Annotated in this window: 21 protein-coding genes and 1 tRNA gene; 9 read left to right on the forward strand and 13 right to left on the reverse strand. The window is 64.9% G+C overall.

What is annotated here, in order from left to right:
• Positions 1–18 precede the first annotated feature (18 nt).
• From U1701_RS13230 to U1701_RS13245, 4 genes are read right to left on the reverse strand one after another with little or no spacing between them, the layout of a single operon-like run.
• Complete coding sequence (locus U1701_RS13230) at positions 19–900, reverse strand: hypothetical protein (RefSeq protein WP_332783027.1); 882 nt, start codon at positions 898–900, stop codon at positions 19–21.
• Positions 900–2,327 carry a replicative DNA helicase gene (locus U1701_RS13235; RefSeq protein ID WP_332783028.1) on the reverse strand — a complete coding sequence of 476 codons (1,428 nt, stop codon included), beginning with the start codon at positions 2,325–2,327 and terminating at the stop codon, positions 900–902. Before U1701_RS13235 ends, U1701_RS13230 begins: the two co-directional genes overlap by 1 nt.
• Positions 2,324–3,319, reverse strand: a complete 996-nt coding sequence (locus tag U1701_RS13240) for a DUF7146 domain-containing protein (RefSeq protein ID WP_332783029.1) — start codon at positions 3,317–3,319, stop codon at positions 2,324–2,326. The genes U1701_RS13235 and U1701_RS13240 overlap by 4 nt, the downstream gene beginning before the upstream one ends.
• A complete protein-coding gene (locus U1701_RS13245) occupies positions 3,316–3,786 on the reverse strand; it encodes a hypothetical protein (protein ID WP_332783030.1) in 471 nt (156 codons plus the stop codon). Before U1701_RS13245 ends, U1701_RS13240 begins: the two co-directional genes overlap by 4 nt.
• A 17-nt stretch (positions 3,787–3,803) precedes the next feature.
• Here U1701_RS13245 and U1701_RS13250 point away from each other — a divergent pair, with 17 nt between their 5' ends.
• Both U1701_RS13250 and U1701_RS13255 read left to right on the forward strand, forming a co-directional pair.
• Positions 3,804–4,037: a hypothetical protein gene (locus tag U1701_RS13250; RefSeq protein WP_332783031.1), complete on the forward strand. Its 234-nt coding sequence runs from the start codon at positions 3,804–3,806 to the stop codon at positions 4,035–4,037.
• Between the two features lie 92 nt (positions 4,038–4,129).
• Positions 4,130–4,399 (forward strand): hypothetical protein, encoded by a 270-nt coding sequence (locus U1701_RS13255; RefSeq protein WP_332783032.1) that lies wholly within the window; start codon positions 4,130–4,132, stop codon positions 4,397–4,399.
• Between the two features lie 153 nt (positions 4,400–4,552).
• Here U1701_RS13255 and U1701_RS18745 read toward each other — a convergent pair whose 3' ends face one another.
• Positions 4,553–4,786 carry a carph-isopro domain-containing protein gene (locus U1701_RS18745; RefSeq protein ID WP_443026052.1) on the reverse strand — a complete coding sequence of 78 codons (234 nt, stop codon included), beginning with the start codon at positions 4,784–4,786 and terminating at the stop codon, positions 4,553–4,555.
• A 54-nt stretch (positions 4,787–4,840) separates the two neighbouring features.
• On the opposite strand from U1701_RS18745, the gene U1701_RS13260 reads away from it, so the two are divergent.
• From U1701_RS13260 to U1701_RS13285, 6 genes are all read left to right on the forward strand, one after another.
• Positions 4,841–5,596, forward strand: a complete 756-nt coding sequence (locus U1701_RS13260; protein ID WP_332783033.1) for a LexA family transcriptional regulator — start codon at positions 4,841–4,843, stop codon at positions 5,594–5,596.
• A gap of 130 nt (positions 5,597–5,726) precedes the next feature.
• Complete coding sequence (locus tag U1701_RS13265; RefSeq protein WP_332783034.1) at positions 5,727–7,208, forward strand: hypothetical protein; 1,482 nt, start codon at positions 5,727–5,729, stop codon at positions 7,206–7,208.
• Between the two features lie 199 nt (positions 7,209–7,407).
• Positions 7,408–7,704 carry a hypothetical protein gene (locus U1701_RS13270; protein ID WP_332783035.1) on the forward strand — a complete coding sequence of 99 codons (297 nt, stop codon included), beginning with the start codon at positions 7,408–7,410 and terminating at the stop codon, positions 7,702–7,704.
• Entirely contained in the window at positions 7,701–8,051 is a 351-nt protein-coding gene (locus tag U1701_RS13275) for a hypothetical protein (RefSeq protein WP_332783036.1), read from the forward strand. Before U1701_RS13270 ends, U1701_RS13275 begins: the two co-directional genes overlap by 4 nt.
• Positions 8,052–8,133: 82 nt before the next feature.
• Positions 8,134–8,373: a hypothetical protein gene (locus U1701_RS13280; protein WP_332783037.1), complete on the forward strand. Its 240-nt coding sequence runs from the start codon at positions 8,134–8,136 to the stop codon at positions 8,371–8,373.
• Positions 8,373–9,626, forward strand: coding sequence for a tyrosine-type recombinase/integrase (locus U1701_RS13285; protein WP_332783038.1), 1,254 nt, complete (start codon positions 8,373–8,375; stop codon positions 9,624–9,626). Before U1701_RS13280 ends, U1701_RS13285 begins: the two co-directional genes overlap by 1 nt.
• Before the next feature lie 9 nt (positions 9,627–9,635).
• On the opposite strand, the gene U1701_RS13290 is transcribed toward U1701_RS13285, so the two are convergent.
• The 7 genes from U1701_RS13290 to U1701_RS13320 all read right to left on the reverse strand — a co-directional run bounded on the left by U1701_RS13290 (position 9,636) and on the right by U1701_RS13320 (position 16,631).
• Entirely contained in the window at positions 9,636–10,547 is a 912-nt protein-coding gene (locus tag U1701_RS13290; protein ID WP_332783039.1) for an LAPAL motif-containing putative phage structural protein, read from the reverse strand.
• 189 nt (positions 10,548–10,736) lie between these two features.
• A tRNA-Lys gene (locus U1701_RS13295) sits at positions 10,737–10,812 on the reverse strand.
• A gap of 97 nt (positions 10,813–10,909) precedes the next feature.
• Positions 10,910–12,019: a rod shape-determining protein RodA gene (gene rodA, locus U1701_RS13300; protein ID WP_332783040.1), complete on the reverse strand. Its 1,110-nt coding sequence runs from the start codon at positions 12,017–12,019 to the stop codon at positions 10,910–10,912.
• The gene (gene mrdA / locus U1701_RS13305) at positions 12,016–14,058 is read right to left on the reverse strand and encodes a penicillin-binding protein 2 (protein WP_332783063.1); all 2,043 of its coding nucleotides are present in this window, start codon (positions 14,056–14,058) and stop codon (positions 12,016–12,018) included. Before mrdA ends, rodA begins: the two co-directional genes overlap by 4 nt.
• Positions 14,059–14,084: 26 nt before the next feature.
• Positions 14,085–14,609, reverse strand: coding sequence for a rod shape-determining protein MreD (locus U1701_RS13310; protein ID WP_332783041.1), 525 nt, complete (start codon positions 14,607–14,609; stop codon positions 14,085–14,087).
• Positions 14,606–15,487, reverse strand: a complete 882-nt coding sequence (locus U1701_RS13315; protein WP_332783042.1) for a rod shape-determining protein MreC — start codon at positions 15,485–15,487, stop codon at positions 14,606–14,608. The genes U1701_RS13310 and U1701_RS13315 overlap by 4 nt, the downstream gene beginning before the upstream one ends.
• Before the next feature lie 100 nt (positions 15,488–15,587).
• Positions 15,588–16,631 (reverse strand): rod shape-determining protein, encoded by a 1,044-nt coding sequence (locus U1701_RS13320; protein ID WP_332783043.1) that lies wholly within the window; start codon positions 16,629–16,631, stop codon positions 15,588–15,590.
• 136 nt (positions 16,632–16,767) lie between these two features.
• Here U1701_RS13320 and mutL point away from each other — a divergent pair, with 136 nt between their 5' ends.
• Positions 16,768–18,573: a DNA mismatch repair endonuclease MutL gene (gene mutL / locus U1701_RS13325; RefSeq protein WP_332783044.1), complete on the forward strand. Its 1,806-nt coding sequence runs from the start codon at positions 16,768–16,770 to the stop codon at positions 18,571–18,573.
• Between the two features lie 260 nt (positions 18,574–18,833).
• Here the strand turns inward: mutL and U1701_RS13330 are convergent, their stop codons facing one another.
• The gene (locus U1701_RS13330; RefSeq protein ID WP_332783045.1) at positions 18,834–19,130 is read right to left on the reverse strand and encodes an immunity 53 family protein; all 297 of its coding nucleotides are present in this window, start codon (positions 19,128–19,130) and stop codon (positions 18,834–18,836) included.
• Between the last annotated feature and the right edge of the window lie 148 nt (positions 19,131–19,278).

Here is a 19,278-nt window from a genome sequence, read left to right on the forward strand (position 1 = left end):
GGGCATTGGCGATCGCGATCATGCCAGTGCCCGCAACGGCTCGGCTTCGGTGGGCGGGCCTGGGATCGCCATCCGCCGGTATCGCTCGGCGGTCGCACGGCTCGCAGCGGACGCCTCGTCGTCCGACGCCACTTTAGTCCGCAAGCGCCCCTCGATCCACGACACCGGGTCAGCCCGGCCGGCGGCGCTGGCCAACGCCGCCATTGTCGCCACGTCGCCATGGCCGTGGAGCCACTTCGCGATCAGGGCCCGGGCGGCTTTCTGCGCCAGTCCTGCCTCTCCCAGCAGGGCCACGCCAGCGTCGAACATCGCCTTCTTCGGATCCGCAGGCGGCGCGGCTGCGCCCGTTACGTTAGTAACGGAACTATCTCCTCCCTCCTTCCTCTGGCGAGACTTTTCCCCACCGGTGGGGAACCGCTTCCCCACCGGTTCCCCACTCGACCTAGTTGAAGGCGGGTGCAGTTCCCCACTAGATGGCGCTGAAGGGGGTGTCAGTTCCCCACCCAAGGAGTCTGATGCGGTACCTAGTTCCCCACCATCGCGTGCTGAACGGGCTTTGACGTTCACCCAGTTCCGAACCGCGTCCGTCTGGGGGTGCACGGAATTCGGCTTCTTGGGACGCTGGTACTGGCAGAAATTCCGAACCGCGCCGTAGCGCTTGCTCCCGGCTTCGTAGGCCATGATGCAACGTGCCTCGGTCAGTTCCTCGAGCATAGCCACAACGTCGACGCTGTCGGCCGGCAACAGCCGCATCTTGAGCTTCACCGGCGACCACTCGAACGACCCCATGTCGTCGCACTCGTTCCAGATGCCGAGGAACAGGAGCCGGGCAAAGGGCGACAGCGAGACATAGGTCTCGTCGGTCCAGAGGCCGGGATGGATCGATCGAATACGCGCCATTATGCACCCTCTCTGGAACTGTAGAATTCGCTGCCGCGCACCGCGGAGTTCGCGCCGAAGAACCAGCCCAGGGCTTTGCCTGACGGGCCGCTGCGGCGTTTGGGGACGAGGAACTCGACCTTGTTGCGCACGGCTTCCATGTCCGTGCGCCAGGCTTCGTATTTTGGCCCGAACTGGTCGTCGGGCTCCTGCCGCTTGAGGTATTCCTCCTCGCGGTAGACGAAGAGGATCACGTCGGCGTCCTGCTCGATCTGCCCACTGTCGCGCAGGTCCGACGGCATCGGCCGCTTGTCCGGACGCTTTTCGACGTCCCGGCTCAACTGCGCGACGGCCATGACGGCGAGCCCTTCGGACTTGGCGAACTGCTTGAGCCCGACGCTCACCTCGCTTGCATGCTCGTATGGCGACATGCCCTTGCGGCTGTGCGCCATCAGCTGGAGGTAATCGACCACGACCAGTTCGAGCTTCTGCCCATTGGCGGCCAGCCGACGCTTGTGCGTGCGCGCCTGGCGGATCAGCTTGGCGAGCGTCAGCCCCGAGGTTTCGTTGATCTCGATCGGCAGCTCGTCGAACCGCGTCTTGGCGGACATGACGGCATCCATTTCGTACGGCCGCACCGTGCCGTCGCGGACATGCTCGTAAGGCACACCGCCACGCGTCGTGAACGTCATGTCGGCGATCATGCGGCGCGTCAGTTCATCCGCGCTCATCTCGAGCGAGAAGATCAGGACGCCGTGCCCGAGGCCGGCCGCGCCGATCGAGTAGGACGTGACCAGCGATGTCTTGCCCATGCCCGGGCGACCACCGACCACGATCATGTTCGACGGGCGCAGCACCCCGATTACACCGTCGAGCGAGCCGATCGTCCCGCAACGCACGCCCACGACTGGCTTGCCGAAGCTGTCGATGACGATCTGCGCATAGTCGCCGACAGAGGCCTGCGCGGTGATCGTCTGTTCGGCGAGTTCAGCGACGGCCTCGTCCGCGTTGGCGACCAGCTCCTCCCGCGTCACGGTCAGGTCGCGCGCCGAGGCCATGACGTCCTGCAGCCCGGCGACCATGCGGCGCCGGCTCGACAGCATCGTGATCTGTTCGAAATAGGCCTTGGTGCGTGCCCGCGGACCGGCGTTCAGGTCGGCGGCCGCCAGTTTCGCATAGGCGCGGGGCCAGTCGCCATCGTCGGTGAAGTGCGGGGCGAGCGTGACCGCATCGACCGCGCCGCCAGCGGACGACTGCTCCAGCACCTTGCCGTAGATCCGGCCGTAAAGCGGTACCGAGAAGTCGCCCGGCCGGCACCGATCCGCGACCTCGTCGATCAGGCGGTTGTTCGCCAGCAGGTCGCCAAGGAAGGCAAGCTCGGCCTCGACGTTGTACAGCGGGCTTGCAGGCTCCGCTTTTGCGAACTGCTCCTGGAACGAGCCGCTCATGCGCGGACGCCTCGGAGCTGGTCGTTCCAGTCCTTGAACCCGTCAGCGGGCCACATCGTGCGGGTATCGAAGCCGCGTTCGAGCAAATCTTCCTCGGCAGCGGCGACCGCAGTCCGGCCGGCTGCATCGTTCTGCCCGGCGATGAGGATCGTGATGATCCGCGGCGGGTAATCGATGTGCGGCATCATTGCGGTGCCGAGTGTGACCCATACCTCGGCGCCGAGTTCCTGCGCGATGCTCAGGCCGTCTTCCGGCCCCTCAGTCAGGATAAGCTCGTGATCGACGCTGTCGGCATCGGAATTGATCCGGAGAGCGCCGCCCTTCACGCGCCCGAGGCTGCGCTTGGGTTTGTCCATCCGCGCTTTCTGGCGGCCCCCGTCGCTCAGGAAGATGCGCTGCAGGCCGATCAGCTGGTCGTTGCCGTCCACGACCGCACCCACCAACGCGGGCAGATCGGGGCCGCATTCGCCGCTGTCGTCATCGTACCAGGCTGGTGTCATCGCGAAGCGGATCGTGTGCGGGATCAACATCGTGATGCCGCGGCTGCGGAGATAAACCTCGGCCGGGGTGCCGGGGGCAGGGCGGGCCTTCACCCAGACGTCGCGTGCGCGATCGATGGCGCGTTGACGATCGGCCTCGTCCTCCGCTGCCGCCTTTGCCCGCTGCGCCGGATCCACGCCCGGCAGGCTCGCTGCACCTAGCCAGCGCAACGCGTCCATGAAGCCGATGCCCTCGGTCTTCATGACGTAGCTGACGAGGTCGCCGGACGCCCCGCAGCCGAAGCAGTGATAGGTGCCCTTGGCGTCGTTCAGCTGCATTGAGGGCGTGCGTTCGTTGTGGAAGGCACACAGCGCCCGCTTCTCGTTCTTGCCGGCCCGGGTGACCTTGCGGGTGCGGGCAACGATGTCGCTGATGTTGTAGCGCTGCTTCGCCTCGTCGACCGCGCGACGGAAGGCGGCGTCACGCTCGGCGCGTTCGACCGACCGGCTCACTGTGCACGTCCCTTCTCGGCGGCGATCATTTCGAGCCAGACGCACGTCAGTGCATTCACGCGGCGGATCAGGACTTCGTGCGGCATCAGCTCGCGCGGTTCGGTGACCTGATCCGCCTCGATCGCGATAATCGCTGGTAGTAGGTTCGCGATCGTCAGCGCTGCAGCTTCGTCACCGCTGCAGACGGCACCGGCATCGGCCCAGCGCCCGCCAGCCAGCGCGAGCAGCGGATCCGCGAACCGTCCGCCCCATTCGTGGCAGCCGGCGAGGAACGTCGGCAGGTCGATAGGGGAGGCAGTGTTCGCATACGCCGCGGCGCGATCGTCGGACTTGCCGAACACCCGGCCGATGTCGGTCCAGGTCGCGGCATCCTCGGTCTTGATCGAGGTGATGACGGCGTTCTGTGTATCGACCGCGGCAGACGCGGAGAACGTGCGGCGGCGTCCGTGGATGTACGGTGCGTTCATGCGGCAAAAGCCTCAGCATGGTGAAAGACAAACGCGCTCGGCAGGACAACCGGATCACGCTGATGGCAGTGGCGAACATGATCGCCGCGATGGTCGATGCGATGCGGTTCGCCGACGTGCCGAACGACGTGATCCGGCGCTTCCTCGACAACTTCGAGGAGTTGAACTGCATTATGCTCGACGGACCCGCTTACGAGCTGATGGACCACATCGTGGACGTCGTTCGATCCACGGTGCCGTCGAATGACTGAAGTCAGCATTATCGCCCCTCCGGGGTCGGGCTTGCGACCCGACCCCTTCCGGCTATCGTGCGGTTGTCGAGACGCGCACGAAGGGGTGAATAATGGAAGATCGCTTGGCAAAGCTCGAGTTGGATATGATCGCGCTGCGGGCCGTCACAACGAACTTGTGGTCGAATTTCATAGCCAACGGCACGCCGAACCCGGTCGAGACGGCGCGAAGGTTGTCCCATGAACAGCGGGAAGACATCGGATCCATGCTCCGAAACCCAGCTGCCGACGCCGGCCCGCATGTTGAGGAAACTATTCACGAGATACAGGACCGGCTGGAGTCGTTCTGGCAGGGCGTTGAGGACCTTCTCTCTCGACGATAGCTATCGCTTCGTCGCGCAGCGTTTGCGGAAGTCGACTATCGAGCAGCTGGCCGTCCATCTGCGTGACGATCTCGCGCACCCGCGCTTCCTGATCGAGCGTGAATGGCGACAGTTTGATGCCGTCCGAAGGCAGGGGCCGGGTCACGCCGCAAGTCACGTCCCGGACCCGGGGACGTGCTCATCGCCGAAATCTACATCGGGGATAATGTCGGCCGCGATCAGCGGAAGGCCCGCAGTTTTTGCGCGTGCCAGTACGTGAGCTTGATGCTTCGCAGGTATAAGGTTTCGGTTTCTCCACCCCTGTACGGTCGTCGGAGACCGATGCCTCAGCGCTCGCGCCATTGGACGAATGCCGCCGAACAGCCTAATTATCGATCTTGCTTCCATACGCTATACGTACGCCTCGAAGCGTATGGCGGTCAAGGCTCTCTAGGAGTTATCGTGTCTACGGAACCTACCATCGGCCACCGATTGATCTCGCTGAAGGCGCGAAGCGGGCTTTCGCTCGCTCAGATCGCCGATAAAGCAGGGTATCAAGGAGCATCTTCAATACAGAAGCTGTTTAGGGGCAGCTATGCACCTGATCGGCTGCAACGCAGCGTCGCTGACAGATTGGCGAAGGCGTTCGTCGGTTTGGGAGAGCCGGCAATCGAGGAACACGAGATACTGGCCCTGGCAGATGTTGGGACGGTTCTAGATAAAATGTTGGCTGATCTATCTCACCATAACTACGAGGCGAGTAAGTACGTTATACTGCATAAGACTCGGCGGATTGACTCTACTGTTAGGTCCGAGACCGGCTTGGAAGTGCCTCTTTTTGTTATGTATGATCAGCCTCTTGAGACAGCGTACTGGGATTCGAATCAGCGCATTCAGGCAAAGCGTGTAAGCGCATTTTACGTAACTGTCGGTAACATGTGGCCGCGCTATGAAGAGGGGGAAGTACTATTTTTCGACCGCTCAACGCCCGCTAAGCCGGGTGATGATGTCTTGGTTAGCGTAATCAATGAAGGCTACCTCGACGGGGGAATGATTCTCGGCCGCCTGTATCTTCTTCATGACGAGGAAATTCAGATCGATCAGTTCAGTCCCAAGGCGCGGATCGTCATTCCACGCGGCGAGGTCATATCTGTAAATCCCATTCTCTCCCATGCAGACCTCATGCCGTCGATCAAATACGCTAGAACGCTTGACTAGCGTATAACCAAAAGCGTACATGGCGTATATCAGCTGATCGCCTGCGGGCCGAAGAAGCTGTGCAGGCCCGTAAAGCACGCTCGGTTCGCCAGCCTCTGCCGCACTCCTGCGCCCTCGTAGGAGAACGCACATGGCAACCCAGCTCAAGCACATCGATTTCACGTCCACGACGGCGCTGACCCCGCGCCCCAACATTCGGGTCGCCTTCATCGCTGGCGAAGCGGCGGTCGCCGTTAGCGACGCGATGGCGAAGCTGCCGGCGGAAACGCCCAACGCCACGCTCGACGAGCTGGCGATCCATGCGTCCGTCGACGTCGAGCTGATCCAGAGCATGACCTGCTCGCTGATCGAGAAGGCACGGGAGCTGCTGTGTCCGCGCATGTACACCGCGTTCCTCCGATGGGGTGAGACGGCCTCGCACGCTTCGTCGTTCTATGAGAGCGACGAGGAGGGTGCGATACGCTGCAAAGCGAGCGAACTAGCGCTCCGTGCGGTAGCGGCCGCCCCTACAGAGAACGCGCACGATATGATGTTCCGCGCGCTCCTTGCGGGCATCGAGGCCGCAGACTGCTCGGGCTTCGGCCCGTTCGAGATCGAAAGCGCCGAAAACGGCTTTCCGCTGGAGGCCTTGGCCAAGGGGCTTAGTGCCGACCTATCGTCATTCTGCCCAATCGCCGGCCTGTTGGGCGAGTTGAGCACCCGGGCCTGGGCGTTGTCGAAGTCGAAGGGCGCGTTCTCACTGCCGATCGGCGGCGCGATCACGAGCGCGTTCAGCTTCGCCCGCGGCGAGGACAGTACCGACCGAGGCGGCAGTACGGTGGTCAGCATGGAGGGCTACAACCGTTACATGCGGGGGCCGCTGATCCAGTGGCAGCGTGCGTACGCGCGATATGAGGACGTGCGAAGCGATCGGGACCGCTTCTATTCGGAGATGGTCAAACCCGCCGACGCGCGTTTCCGCGCCGTTCGCGACAAGTGGCCCGACGGCTACGACTTCAGGAGCGACGCTGCGGCCAGCGCTGAGATCGAGGCTGTCGACTACCCGGAGATCGAGAGCCGCTATGACGACCTGTGCATGCAGGAACACGAGGCCAAGCTTCGCCTCTACCTAGCGCCCGCGCCGGGGCCGAGCGAGTTGGCGATCAAGCTCAAGATATTCTCGGCGGAGCAGGACCGACAGTTGAAGGATGCCGACGCGGTGATCGAGCAGATGATGTGCGATGCTCGCCGGTTCGGGCGGCACGGCGCCTTCCTGCAGACCGACGCCGAGATGCTGGCGGCCTTCGCGAGTCGACGGCTGGAGTTCGAGACGACCGCCAATGTTGATCTGACGCAGGATCAGGAAGACGCCTATTTTGATCGGGCCGACGCTGCCGAGATGACTCTGCTGAACGCCAGGGCGACAACGATTGAAGGCGTGTTGGCGAAGCTCCGCGTTGCCTTCATGCACCAGGTCGGCGCGGACTGGTCAGATCTCGCGATCTCGAACACGGCTGACCCCAAGTTCATCGACGGCTTGCGCCTGTCAGGAATGTACGACCGCATGGCCTGGGGCGCGATCGAAGACCTCGCCCGCATCGGCGGCGTGAACCTCGCGGAGCAGGGGGCATGACCTGCTCGTCCTGTACCCACTTCACCGCGAAATCCGCGTGCGATGCGACCGTTCAGCCAGTGGCTGAGCCGCTCGGTCAGGTTGGCATCTGCCGGCGCTGGCCACCACGGATGACGCGCAGCAACAGTGGTCACATCGCGTCGCTGTTCCCCAACGTCCACCGCGCTCACGCGTGCGGCGAATATCAGGGAGCGGTGCCATGCTGATGGATCATCCCGGGCAGAATTGCGCGACCTGCGTTTGGTGGAAGCGGATGGGCCCCCGGCTGTCGAACGCAAGCCGAGACCCGTCGGCGCCTGCCGATACCGGCACCTGCCAGGCGCACGCTCCGATCGTCGTCCAAGGCAACTCCGCCTTTCCGGTCTCGATGTTCCCGACCACCCACGAGACGCGGTTCTGCGGCGACTGGGAAGGGCAGGGGCATCCTGGCCCTGACGGTGACGGCGGCGAACGGGTCGTGCCCTTTCCCGGCGCGCCAGCGAGGATCGCGGCATGACCTTCAACTCCGAACAGGCCCGAGCGATCGCTGACCGGCTAGGAAAGCTCTTCCACCGCGCGATGCAGTTGCAGGCAGAGAAGCCCGTCGCACCCCTTCGAGCAGTCCATGTCAGTGAGCTTCTCGCTCAACCGATGCGCAGCCGGCTGGAGAGCGTCGACGATGGCGCGACCGGTATCAACTATGCCGCGTGGGTCATTGGCGAAACGCTAGCGATCCTGGGGGGCAACGAGGCGATGCACGCGGTCTTCAGCCTCTTTGAAACCGCGAACGGCGCACGGGCCTCATCGTGGCTGGATCACCGGTGGAACGGCATTGAGGCTCCTGACGCGCTGTGGGTCTCGTGATAGCCCAGCGAGCGCGCGGGTCAGCCCGAGATGCCCCAGTTGGCCTCTTTGTCCGCGGCCCAACATACAGGAGCTTTTGCTGATGGGCCTTGCTCTGGAACGGCTGCCCGACTGGCCTGTAGCGATGACCCGCGAGATGGCGCTGGCGTACACCGGCGTTGCCGAGGCTCAGCTGCGCGAGTGGGAGCGTCGTGGTACCGTTCGCTTCTGCCTGCGTGGTCCCCGTGGCGCCGCAATCGCCGCCCGCTCATCGCTGGACGCAGCCGTGCAAAGCCTGTTCTCCGGCGCTACGGCGGACGATAGCCCGATTGAGTTCGACTAATGGCGATCGCGCGGCTGCCGGCATACGTCCGGCCGATGAAGCTCGCAGGCGGCAAGACGGGCTATTACTTCGAGCTGCCGCCGTGGGCGCGACCGACGAAGGATCCGAAGACGGGGAAACTGACCCCGGCCATGCGGCACGGGCAGGCGTGCCCGGTTATATCCACCCCGCTCGGCACCGACTTGTCCCAGGCGCACGCGAAGGGGGACGCACTGAACGAAGCGCTGCGTGAATGGCGGACTGGCGAGATGGGGCAGGCCCGCATCGTCGAGGGCAGCGTCGCGTGGCTGTTCCAGTGGTACCGCGAGCAAGAGCGCTTCACCAAGAACACCGCGAAGACGCGCAAGGACTACAAGGCGCTGATGGACATGCTCGTCGCGTTCGAGACGAAGGCCGGCCAGCCGCCGCTCGGGAAGCGCATGGCATCCAAGGTCGACGCGACGGTCGCTGACAAGCTTTATCAGAAGCTGAAGGAGAAGGGCGACCGACAGGCGGCCTACGCCATGCAGGTCTGCAGGCTCGTCTGGACCTGGGCAGCGCGTCACCACCGCGTCACCGGCGTGAAGGAGAACCCGTTCAAGGGCATGGGGCTGTCCAGCACGGCCGGTAAGGGCAACCGCGCGACCAGCCGGGCGGAGTACGACCTCTACCGCGAGACAGCACGCAAGCTTGGGTTCCAGTCGATGGCGACCGCGGCCGCGCTATGCTTCGAATGCTGCCAGCGCGTGTGGGATGCCTTCGGGTTCGAAGATCCGGACGGCAAGGAGCACCGCGGCATCGAGTGGGCCGGCTACCGGCCCGGCGAAGACATCAGCCTTGTTCAGTCGAAGACGGGCAATCCGGTCACGTTGCCGCTGTCGATCGTCGTGCCAGGTGAGGACGGGAAACCCGAAACGGTGTCGCTTTATCCTGAGCTGGAGGAGGAGCTTGCCCGATCGCGCGAGGTAGTCGCCGCCAATGCGGAGGTGATCGTGCTCGAGGAGCGCAGCGGGCAGAAGTACAAGGAACGCCGCATGTCGTCGGTGCATCGCAGGATCTGCGACGAGGCCGGCTTACCGAAGACGATGACGTTCACCGGGTTCCGGCATGGCGGTATCACCGAGATCGGCAATGCTGGTGAGGACGACGTGCGCGCGGTGTCGGGGCACAAGACGCTGGCGGTTACCCGGATCTACAACAAGGCGAATGCCGAGAAGGCTCGACGGATCGGTGTGGCGCGGCGCGCTCATCTGATCGATATTGTGCGTCCTTGAGATGCGCCCTCAGGGTAAGTTGTGGTCGTCCAAATAGCGATCAGGCAGCAGGCTAAGTTGACGGGGAGCCGCTATGTGCTGCTTAACTTTCGTCACGATATTTTCAGTAACTAGGCCCTTGGCCGTTTGCTTCTGGGTGAACTCGACCTCGCAGATTAGAACGTCGCCTTTCGCAAAACGTATCTGGTTCCGATCGACGCGTGCCAAGAACTCCTCATCGCGGATGACAGCGCTTACCGCGTTGGAGCCGTCATGAAGGCGCCATTTATTGTCTTCTTTAAAGGCGAGCGAGACGATCGAGAACGCGGCTTCCCGAACATCCTTCACAAGTATACGTTCTGGAATTTCTGGTGTTCGAAACGCCTCCGCGTCATCGTCGGTAACCCGCTGATCTGGTAGACTACGCGCTCCGAATTCTACCAAGGTGATCCCGGGCGCCTGAAGCGGTTTGTGTACGACCTTCTCAAGCGCTGAGCGAACGGCGAGGTCCTGATACAGGCGCAGCAGTTCAAGCGGCACATCGAACGACTCATCCCCGTAAGTGACGCGGATCATGTTGCCGGAAAGCCGCTCAACCTTATCGGGGGTCTTCCCTCGGTGCTTTCGTATCCACCAAATTAGCCCTGCGCCGCCAAGCAGTAGCTCTTTCAGATTGATCGCGGATGTAACCAGGTCGCCAGAGAGAAGCGCGATGGCACCGTCTTTCCAGCCCTGAACGATATCAAAAACCACGCTGAAGCAGCCGGGTTCGTGAGCTCGAACATTCACCTTCACCTCGGCAGTCTCGCCGTTGAGGAGGAGGTTCATAGCATCGAACAACTCGCCAACACCAAGCATCGCCGGTGCTAACTCACGCACATCCATTTCATGGTTTTGAAGTGCGGGACCGTCGTAGGTCAGCGTGAAATCGGCGCGGCTCATAGTCGCCAATATGCCAGCCCAGCGCCTGCCGTAAAGCACCGATCGTCGAAGCCTCAGAGGAGCGATAAGGCGTCGGCACCGATATTGTGCGGGGGTGCTGTGACGGCATTTGTCGGAATGCCCTGTCGGAACATGTCGGGAGAACAAAGCTCCGCCACTAAGAAAGTCGTTAGTTTTCATTGTGATGGATGGTGGACGCACTTGGGCTCGAACCAAGGACCCGCTGATTAAGAGTCAGCTGCTCTACCAACTGAGCTATGCGTCCATACCGGGGCGGTCTGGGTGGCGCCGCTGGTGTGGCGCCCCGTCTCCCGGGGAAGCGCGCTGTTAGCAGGCCGAGCGGCGGGTGCAACCCCTTTTTGTCACCAATCCGTCGTTTTGCGGTTCTGGCGGTCGATCGACATCAGGATCGCCAGGCACAACAGCACCGTCATCTGCGCCGAACTGCCGAAGCTGACCAAGGGGAGCGGGATGCCGACCACCGGTGCCAGACCCATCACCATCGACAGATTGATCGCGACGTAGAAGAAGATCGTCGTCGCAAGGCCCGCGGCGGTCAGGCGCGCGAAGCGGCCCTTCGCGCGCTGGCCGACGTCGATCCCCCAGCGGATCACCAGCAGGAAGGCGAGGATCAGGAGGCAGCCGCCGACCAACCCCCATTCCTCCGCCATCGTCGCGAAGACGAAATCGGTGTGGCCTTCGGGCAGATAGTCGAGGTGGCTCTGCGTGCCTTGCAGAAAGCCCTTGCCCCAGATCCCGCCCGATCCGATCGCGATCTTCGACTGGCTGATATGATAGCCGGTGCCGAGCGGATCGCTTTCGGGATCCAGGAAAATCAGCACGCGGTTGCGCTGGTAGTCGTGGAGCAGGAAATTAACCGCGAGCGGCGTCGCGACCGAGAAGGCCAAGGCGCCGCCGATGAACAGCCGTAACGGGATGCCCGCGAGGAACATCACGGTGGCACCGCCCGCGCAGATCATCAGCGCGGTACCCAAATCGGGCTGCAGCATCACCAGCGCCGCGGGCACGCCGATCAGCGCGGCGGCGGGCCAGATCGCGCTGAACCGGCGCGTTTCGCCCGGCGGCAGCATGTCGTAGAATTTCGCGCAGGCGAGCACGATGACCGGCTTCATGAATTCGGAAGGCTGCAGGCGGATGAAGCCGAGGTCGAGCCAGCGTTGCGAGCCGCCCGACACCTTGCCGAGCAGTTCGACCGCGAGCAGCGACAGCGTGATGATCGCATAGGCCGGCAGCGCGCCGTCCTTCCACACCCGCTCGGGCACGCGCGAGAGCAGCATGGCGCCCCCGAGCAACACGAAGAAGCGGATACCTTGCGATAGCGCCCAGGGCTTCAGCGAGCCTCCGGCGGCGGAATAGAGCACGACCTGGCCGAACAGGCCGATCGCGACGACCAGCAACAGCGTCTTCCACGGCAGCCGCGCGAGCGGTTCGGGAACAAGTCTGGAACTCATGGCTCGCGGTCCGTGGTGCCGTCTTCGGCGACGGTGTTGCCGGGCGTGACGAGCGCGGCCTGGCTCGCGTTCGCCTGGTCGGTGGCGCGTTCGACCGCGGGGGCGTCACTCGGCACCAGCGCATCGGTCTTGGTTGCGCTGGCGGCGGGGGGCGGGGCCTGGGCGGCGCGATACGTCGACGCCGTGGCGGCCATGCGCGTCGGTATGTCGCCGCCCCAGCTCTTCTCGCCTTCGGCCAGCGACGCCATCGCGCGGTCGCGGTCGAACAGATAGGTCATGATGTCGCGCGCGATCAGCGGGGAATCGAGGTTGCGCACGGTGTGGCCGTTGTGTTCCAAAACCATCCCGATCGCGTATCGCGGGTTGTCCGCGGGGGCGAAGCCCATGAACACGGCGTGATCGCGCAACTTGAAGGGCAACTGGCCGTTCTTGAGCACGCCCGAGCGGCGTTCGGCCATAGTGATGCGGCGGACCTGCGCGGTGCCGGTCTTGCCCGCCAGCGCCACGCCCGGGGTCAGCATCCGCGCCGCGCCACCGGTGCCGCCGCCGTTGACGACGCCGAACATCGCGTCGCGGACGATCGCGAGGTTTTCGGACTGGAGCGGCAAGGCGGGCGCATCGTGGAAGACCTGCGAAGCGAGGATGCTGGGGCGGAGGTGACGGCCCGAGGCGATCCGCGACGCCATCACCGCAAGCTGCAGCGGATTGGCGAGCACATAGCCCTGGCCGATCGACGCGTTGAGCGAATCCGCGACGGTCCAGGTATCCTTGTACTTCTTGAGCTTCCACGCGCTGTCGGGAACGGTGCCGAAGCGCTGGGTCGAGAAGGGCAGCTCGAACTTCTGCCCGAGCCCGACCATCCGCGCGATCGGCGCGACGCGGTCATAGCCCAGGCGGCGTATCATCTCGTAGAAATAGATGTCGCAGCTTTGCATGATCGCGTTCTTGAGGTCGAGCGCGCCGTGCCCGCTCTTCTTGTGGCAGTGGAACACGCCGGTGCCGACGCGCATCGCCCCCGAACACGACACGCGCGCGTGCGGATCGACGCCGGCTTCGAGCAGCGCGAGGCCGTTCATGGGCTTCACCGTCGAGCCAGGTGGATATAGCCCCTGCGTCACCTTGTTCATCAACGGCACGTGATCGTCGTCGCTCAGCATCTGCCATTCGAGATGGCTGATCCCGTCGGAAAAGCTGTTGGGATCGTAGGCGGGCATCGAGACCATCGCCAGCATCTCGCCGGTGCGGCAGTCGATCACCACCGCGGAGCCCGAATTGGTGCCCAGGCGTCGCGCGGCATAATCCTGCAGCCCGGCGTCGATCGTCAGCCGCGCGGTCTTACCGGGGGTGTCGGGGCGGGTCGCGAGTTCGGCGACGAGCTTGCCCCGCGCGGTCACCTCGACGCGCTTGGCGCCGGGGACGCCGCGAAGATCGGACTCGAGCATCTTTTCGAGCCCGTCCTTGCCGAGCTTGAAGCCCGGCGTGACGAGCAGTGGATCGTGCGTCTTCTTATATTGTTCGACGTTGGGGACGCCGACATAGCCGGTCAGGTGGGCGACGGCGGCGCCGGCGGGGTAGGCGCGCGCGAAGCCCCGTGTGGGCGCGATCCCGGGCAGTTCGGGCAGACGGACGCTGACCGCGGCAAAGCGTTCCCAGTCGAGGTTCTGCGCGACCTGTACGGGCTGCAGGCCCGAGGCGTGGTCGAGATCGATCCGTACGCGCTCGATCTCCTCGGGGGGCAGCCGCAGCAGGCGAGCGAGCAGCGCCAGCACGCGATCCTTGTCGCGCAGCCGATCGGGGATGATGTCGACGCGAAAATCGGTGCGGTTGTTCGCCAGCGGCACGCCGTGGCGGTCGACGATCCAGCCGCGCCGCGGCGGCAGCAGCGTCATGTTGACGCGGTTGCTTTCGGACAGCGAGGTATAGCGTTCGTTCTGCGCGACCGAGATCCACGCCATCCGGCCGGCCAGCATCAGCCCGACCGCGCCCTGCGCAGCGCCCAGGAACCAGGCACGGCGCGAGAAGCTGTACGCCTGCGACATCTCGGTCACGACGCGGCTACGGTCGCTCAATCTTCGCCTCGCTTGCGCTCGACGCGCGCGACGATCCTTGCGGCGAGGGGGAAGAGCAGGATGGAGACCATGATCTGCGCCAATAGCACGGTATCGACATGCGCACCGACCGGAAGCGCCAGGAAACGACCGCCGATGATGACGCCGGCGATCAGCCCGCCGGCAATCAGCCAGTCCTGCCAGTAATCGCGGAAGACGAGGCGCTGTTCGAGCAGGTCGATCGCGAGGAAACTGAGCGACCATAGCAGGACCGCACTGCCGAGCGGCTGACCGCTGACCAGATCGTCGAACAATCCGAGCGGCGCTGCCGCCCATGGCTTGAACGCGAAGCGGGCGAGCAACCGCCAGGCGAGCAGCATGACCAGCCCCAAGGGTGGCAGGATCGGGATCGTCGCGACCACCGGGATGATCGTCGCGAGCGATCCCGCGACGACCGTGCCCGCGGCGATCGCGCGCGCGCGGCGGGCGCCCAGCGTCGGCGCGAACGGGCGATAGTCGACGGTATTGGGTTGCGCGTTCACGGCAGCGCCGGTGCCGGCGTCGGCGCGCGTGGCGGGATCGGCATGAAGCTGCCCTCGACCAGCGCGAAATCGAGCGTGTCGGGATTGGCGAAGGTGCGCGCCTCGACCGAATCCTGCCCCGCCTTCATGACGCGCGCCACCGGCACGCCGGGAGCATAGATTCCGCCGATGCCCGACGAGACGAACAGGTCGCCCGCGGCAAATTTGACGTTGGTCGCGTTGACCGAGCGGACGTCGACCATGCCGTCGCCACGCCCCGCGACGATCGCGGGAAGGCCGTCGCGGGTGCGGCGGACGGGGACGATGCTGTCGGGATCGGTCAACAACAGCACCCGCGCGGCGTTGGGGCCGGTCTCGACGATCCGACCGATCAGCCCATCGGGTCCGCGCACCGGCATGCCAGGGCGTACGCCGCTCCAGCGACCCGCGTTGAGAAGCGCATAGCGGCGCCCGCTCGCGGCGGTCGAACTCACCAGCCGGGCGGTGACGATCGGATTCACCGCGCGGTCGCGCACCGCCAGCAGCGTGCGCAACCGGCGATTGTCGTAGGCGATCGTCCGCGCCTTCATCAACAGCGCGCGGGTGCGATCGACCTCCGCGTGTAGCGTGGCGTTTTCCTGCCGGACGAAGAAATAGCTGCCGACCGCCTGTGGCACCGTGGCGACGCCCGACCCGACCCAGGCCAGCGCCGACGAGACCGGCGTGGTGACGCCAGCCACCGTCATCCGCAGCGCCGAAAACGCCGGTGGGTTGAAGCTCGACACGACGAGCAAGGCCGCGCCCAACACCGCGCCCGCGATGGCGAGCACATAGCCCATGAACACACTATATTGCCGCCGCCGGGAAAACCCGGTGCGGCGGTCGCGGGTTGGCGCCATGCGCCCGTCCCCTCGTCCTTGCGCGCCGGTAGCGAGCGGGGACCGTCCCCGCAGGCCAACCGGCGCAATGCCAATTCGTTCTAGGCCGATCGGCGGTGTCTTAGCCGCTCATGAGCACACCGCGGAACAGCGGATCCTCCAGCGCACGGCCGGTGCCGAGCGCGACGCAGGTCAGCGGGTCCTCGGCGACCGTCACCGGAAGCCCGGTCTCGTCGCGCAGCACCTCGTCCAGCCCCTGCAGCAGTGCGCCGCCGCCGGTCAGGACGATGCCCTGGTCGACGATATCGGCGGCCAGCTCAGGTGCGGTGTTCTCCAACGCGACGCGGACGCCTTCCACGATCGTCGCGACCGGCTCGCTGAGCGCTTCGGCGATCTGGCCCTGGTTGATCTGGATTTCCTTGGGCACGCCGTTGACGAGGTCGCGGCCCTTGATCTGGATGATCATGCCGATGCCGTCCTCGGGCGGCTTGGCGATCCCGACTTCCTTCTTGATCCGCTCGGCGGTGGCTTCACCGATCAGCAGGTTGTGGTTGCGGCGGACATAGCTGACGATCGCCTCGTCCATCTTGTCGCCGCCGACGCGCACGCTCGTGGTGTAGGCGAGACCGCGGAGCGACAGCACTGCGACTTCGGTGGTGCCGCCCCCGATGTCGACGACCATCGAGCCGATCGGCTCGGTGACGGGCATGTCGGCACCGATCGCGGCGGCCATCGGCTCCTCGATCAGCCAGACCTGCGACGCGCCGGCGTTCGACGCGGCATCGCGGATCGCGCGGCGTTCGACCTTGGTCGAGCCCGACGGCACGCAGATCACGATCTCGGGCCAGCGCGCGAACTTGCGCGGGCCGTGCACCTTCTGAATGAAATATTTGATCATCTGCTCGGCGACGTCAATGTCGGCGATGACGCCGTCGCGTAAGGGACGGATCGCCTCGATGTTGCCGGGGGTCTTGCCCATCATCATCTTGGCGTCGTCGCCGACCGCCTTGACGCGCTTGACGCCGTTGATCGTCTCGACCGCGACCACCGACGGCTCGTTCAGCACGATCCCGCGACCGCGCACATAGACGACGGTGTTCGCGGTACCGAGATCGATGGCCATGTCATGGCTCATGAATTTGAAGAAACGCGAGTAGAAGGCCATTCAATCAAGATCCCGTAACCTGCCACCGTATCGGCGACGCACATCGCAGATTATCACGCGGTCCGCGGCTTGTAAGCACCGGGTCCTCGGCATTTGCGGCTCGCGGGATGCCGTCGCTTGGTCTAGACCATTACCCATGTCAATACGGCGCCTTCCCGAGCATCTGGTCAATCGTATCGCGGCCGGTGAAGTGGTGGAAAGACCCGCCAGCGCGTTGAAGGAACTGGTCGAAAACGCGGTGGATGCGGGCGCGACGCGGATCGCGGTGGTGCTGTCGGAGGGCGGCACGCTGCGGATCGAAGTGGCCGATGACGGCTGCGGGATGACTCCCGCCGACATGGCGCTGGCACTCGAACGGCATGCCACCTCCAAGCTGCCCGACGAAGCCATCGAATCGGTTGTAACGCTCGGATTCCGCGGTGAGGCGCTGCCGTCGATCGCGAGCGTCGCACGGCTGACGATCGAGAGCCGGGTGCGCGGGAGTGAGGGCTGGGCGCGGACCGTGGATAACGGCGTGGTGACGCGCGAGGGGCCGGCCGCGCTGCCGCCGGGGACGCGGGTGATGGTCGAGGATCTGTTCGCGCGGGTGCCGGCGCGGCGGAAGTTCCTGCGATCGGCGCGGGCGGAATATGCGGCGTGCCTCGACGCGGTGCGCCGGCTGGCGATGGCGCGGCCGGATATCGCGTTCACGGTCGAGCATGACGGACGGCGGGTGCTGGCGGCGAGCCAGGTCGAGGACCGGCCGGGGCGCGTCGCGACGCTGACCGACCGGGCGCTCGCCGACAATTCGGTGGCGATCGACATGGAGCGGGAGGGATTGGTGCTGGGCGGGGTCGCGAGCCTGCCGACCTACAATCGCGGCATCGCCGACCATCAATATCTGTTCGTCAACGGCCGGCCGGTGAAGGACCGGTTGCTGATGGGCGCGATCCGCGGCGCCTATGCCGAGATGCTGCCGCGCGATCGGCATGCGGTGGTGGCACTGTTCCTCGACGTGCCGAGCGACCAGGTCGACGTCAACGTGCATCCAGCCAAGACCGAGGTGCGGTTCCGCGATCCGGCGATGGTGCGCGGGCTGATCGTGTCGGGCCTGCGCCGCGCGCTGGACGGGGCGGGGCATCGTAGCCAGCGCGCGCCCGAGGCGGCGCTGGCGATGTGGCAGCCGGAAACGCCAACGGATCGTCACCCCAGCGAAGGCTGGGGTCTCCCGCCGCAAGGGACCGACCTCGCTCAAGAGACCCCAGCCTTCGCTGGGGTGACGGCGTTGGGTGGATCGGTGCGCGATCACCGCCCGACCTTCTTCTCGGCGCCGCCGCAGGCCCGCGCCGAGCCGGCCTGGTCGCCGCCGCCCGGCGCCACCAGCTTTCCGTTGGGCGTCGCCCGCGGCCAGGTCGCCAAGACCTATATCGTCGCCGAGGCCGAGGACGGGCTGATCCTGGTCGATCAGCACGCCGCGCACGAACGCCTGGTGCTGGAGCGGATGCGCGCGGCGCTCAGCGGCGGGACGGTCGCGAGCCAGGCGCTGCTGATCCCCGAGGTCGTCGAGCTCGACGAACCGGCCTGCGACCGGCTCGAAGCCCGTGCGGCCGAGCTGTCGGAATTCGGCCTCGACCTCGAACGCTTCGGCCCGCGCGCGATGCTGGTCCGCGCGACGCCGGCGTTGCTCGGGCAGAGCGACCCCAGGGGGCTGGTCACCGACCTCGCCGACGAACTCGCGGCGTTCGACGAGGCGCTGTCGCTGAAGGAGCGGCTCGACGCGGTCGCGGGGACGATGGCCTGCCACGGATCGGTCCGCGCGGGGCGGATCCTGTCGGTGACCGAGATGAACGCGCTGCTCCGCGAAATGGAGGTCACCCCGCATTCCGGCCAGTGCAACCACGGCCGCCCGACCTGGGTACTTCTCCGACGCAGCGACTTGGAGAAGCTTTTCGGTCGTAAGTGATTGTGGAGAAAACGGAATATTTCAGTATTTCGTCATCGTGGAGACGATTTGATATAGGTCGGGTCACAAACGAATGGCACTCGCCGGTAGAGGCAGCTAACGCCCATTTATCGCCGTTCAGGCTGGCGAGACGTTTCCCGATTGCGGATGTTCGTGCATTAGGTAAGTTCGTCGCGGCCCTGACGCTGTCGGAGCGGGCGCAGCGAGCGATCGTAGCGTTTGGCGGGTTCGAGTCCCGCTCATGGGTCCCCTGTCGCCCATTAACGGACGTTCGTGGTCCAGTCTCGGAACGCTTCTAAGAGCGATCGAAGGTGAAGGGGGCCACCAGCTCCGTTGAAGACGTTGCCTTCCGTCCAGCAGGTCCACCAGTCGGTTTCATGCTCATAGTTATGCGTGGTCCGTTCGAGGACACGCCCATCGCAATCCGTTCCAGTCAGGTCGATTTTAACGGACCATCCGGGGTTGTCGATGGTGCCGATTGAAGGGCCTACGCCATGCTCCCAGTCGCCATCGCATTGCGCCTCATACCAGCGAGCAAGCCAATCCAGCACATCCATTCGGCTACGCTAACCGGCAAATCGCTGGATGTGAAGGAACATGGGGTAATGGCGGGAGCGAGTTACCTCGATCAGCGATAGCGCAGGAGGTGGCTGTTCCCCGATAGATGAAGGTGCGGGCTCACGACTTGCAGCCGGGCCCATACAT

Origin of the sequence: Sphingomonas rhamnosi (assembly GCF_036663615.1) — a bacterium.
Lineage (GTDB): Bacteria > Pseudomonadota > Alphaproteobacteria > Sphingomonadales > Sphingomonadaceae > Sphingomonas.

Excerpts from the sequence above, each read along its gene's own strand:
- U1701_RS13230 (WP_332783027.1), bottom strand. The coding sequence starts at position 900 with ATGGCGCGTATTCGATCGATCCATCCCGGCCTCTGGACCGACGAGACC.
- U1701_RS13235 (WP_332783028.1), bottom strand. The coding sequence starts at position 2,327 with ATGAGCGGCTCGTTCCAGGAGCAGTTCGCAAAAGCGGAGCCTGCAAGC.
- U1701_RS13245 (WP_332783030.1), bottom strand. The coding sequence starts at position 3,786 with ATGAACGCACCGTACATCCACGGACGCCGCCGCACGTTCTCCGCGTCT.
- U1701_RS13250 (WP_332783031.1), top strand. The coding sequence starts at position 3,804 with ATGGTGAAAGACAAACGCGCTCGGCAGGACAACCGGATCACGCTGATG.
- U1701_RS13255 (WP_332783032.1), top strand. The coding sequence starts at position 4,130 with ATGGAAGATCGCTTGGCAAAGCTCGAGTTGGATATGATCGCGCTGCGG.
- U1701_RS18745 (WP_443026052.1), bottom strand. The coding sequence starts at position 4,786 with ATGGAAGCAAGATCGATAATTAGGCTGTTCGGCGGCATTCGTCCAATG.
- U1701_RS13265 (WP_332783034.1), top strand. The coding sequence starts at position 5,727 with ATGGCAACCCAGCTCAAGCACATCGATTTCACGTCCACGACGGCGCTG.
- U1701_RS13270 (WP_332783035.1), top strand. The coding sequence starts at position 7,408 with ATGCTGATGGATCATCCCGGGCAGAATTGCGCGACCTGCGTTTGGTGG.
- U1701_RS13275 (WP_332783036.1), top strand. The coding sequence starts at position 7,701 with ATGACCTTCAACTCCGAACAGGCCCGAGCGATCGCTGACCGGCTAGGA.
- U1701_RS13280 (WP_332783037.1), top strand. The coding sequence starts at position 8,134 with ATGGGCCTTGCTCTGGAACGGCTGCCCGACTGGCCTGTAGCGATGACC.
- U1701_RS13285 (WP_332783038.1), top strand. The coding sequence starts at position 8,373 with ATGGCGATCGCGCGGCTGCCGGCATACGTCCGGCCGATGAAGCTCGCA.
- U1701_RS13290 (WP_332783039.1), bottom strand. The coding sequence starts at position 10,547 with ATGAGCCGCGCCGATTTCACGCTGACCTACGACGGTCCCGCACTTCAA.
- rodA (WP_332783040.1), bottom strand. The coding sequence starts at position 12,019 with ATGAGTTCCAGACTTGTTCCCGAACCGCTCGCGCGGCTGCCGTGGAAG.
- mrdA (WP_332783063.1), bottom strand. The coding sequence starts at position 14,058 with ATGTCGCAGGCGTACAGCTTCTCGCGCCGTGCCTGGTTCCTGGGCGCT.
- U1701_RS13315 (WP_332783042.1), bottom strand. The coding sequence starts at position 15,487 with ATGGCGCCAACCCGCGACCGCCGCACCGGGTTTTCCCGGCGGCGGCAA.
- U1701_RS13320 (WP_332783043.1), bottom strand. The coding sequence starts at position 16,631 with ATGGCCTTCTACTCGCGTTTCTTCAAATTCATGAGCCATGACATGGCC.
- mutL (WP_332783044.1), top strand. The coding sequence starts at position 16,768 with ATGTCAATACGGCGCCTTCCCGAGCATCTGGTCAATCGTATCGCGGCC.
- U1701_RS13330 (WP_332783045.1), bottom strand. The coding sequence starts at position 19,130 with ATGGATGTGCTGGATTGGCTTGCTCGCTGGTATGAGGCGCAATGCGAT.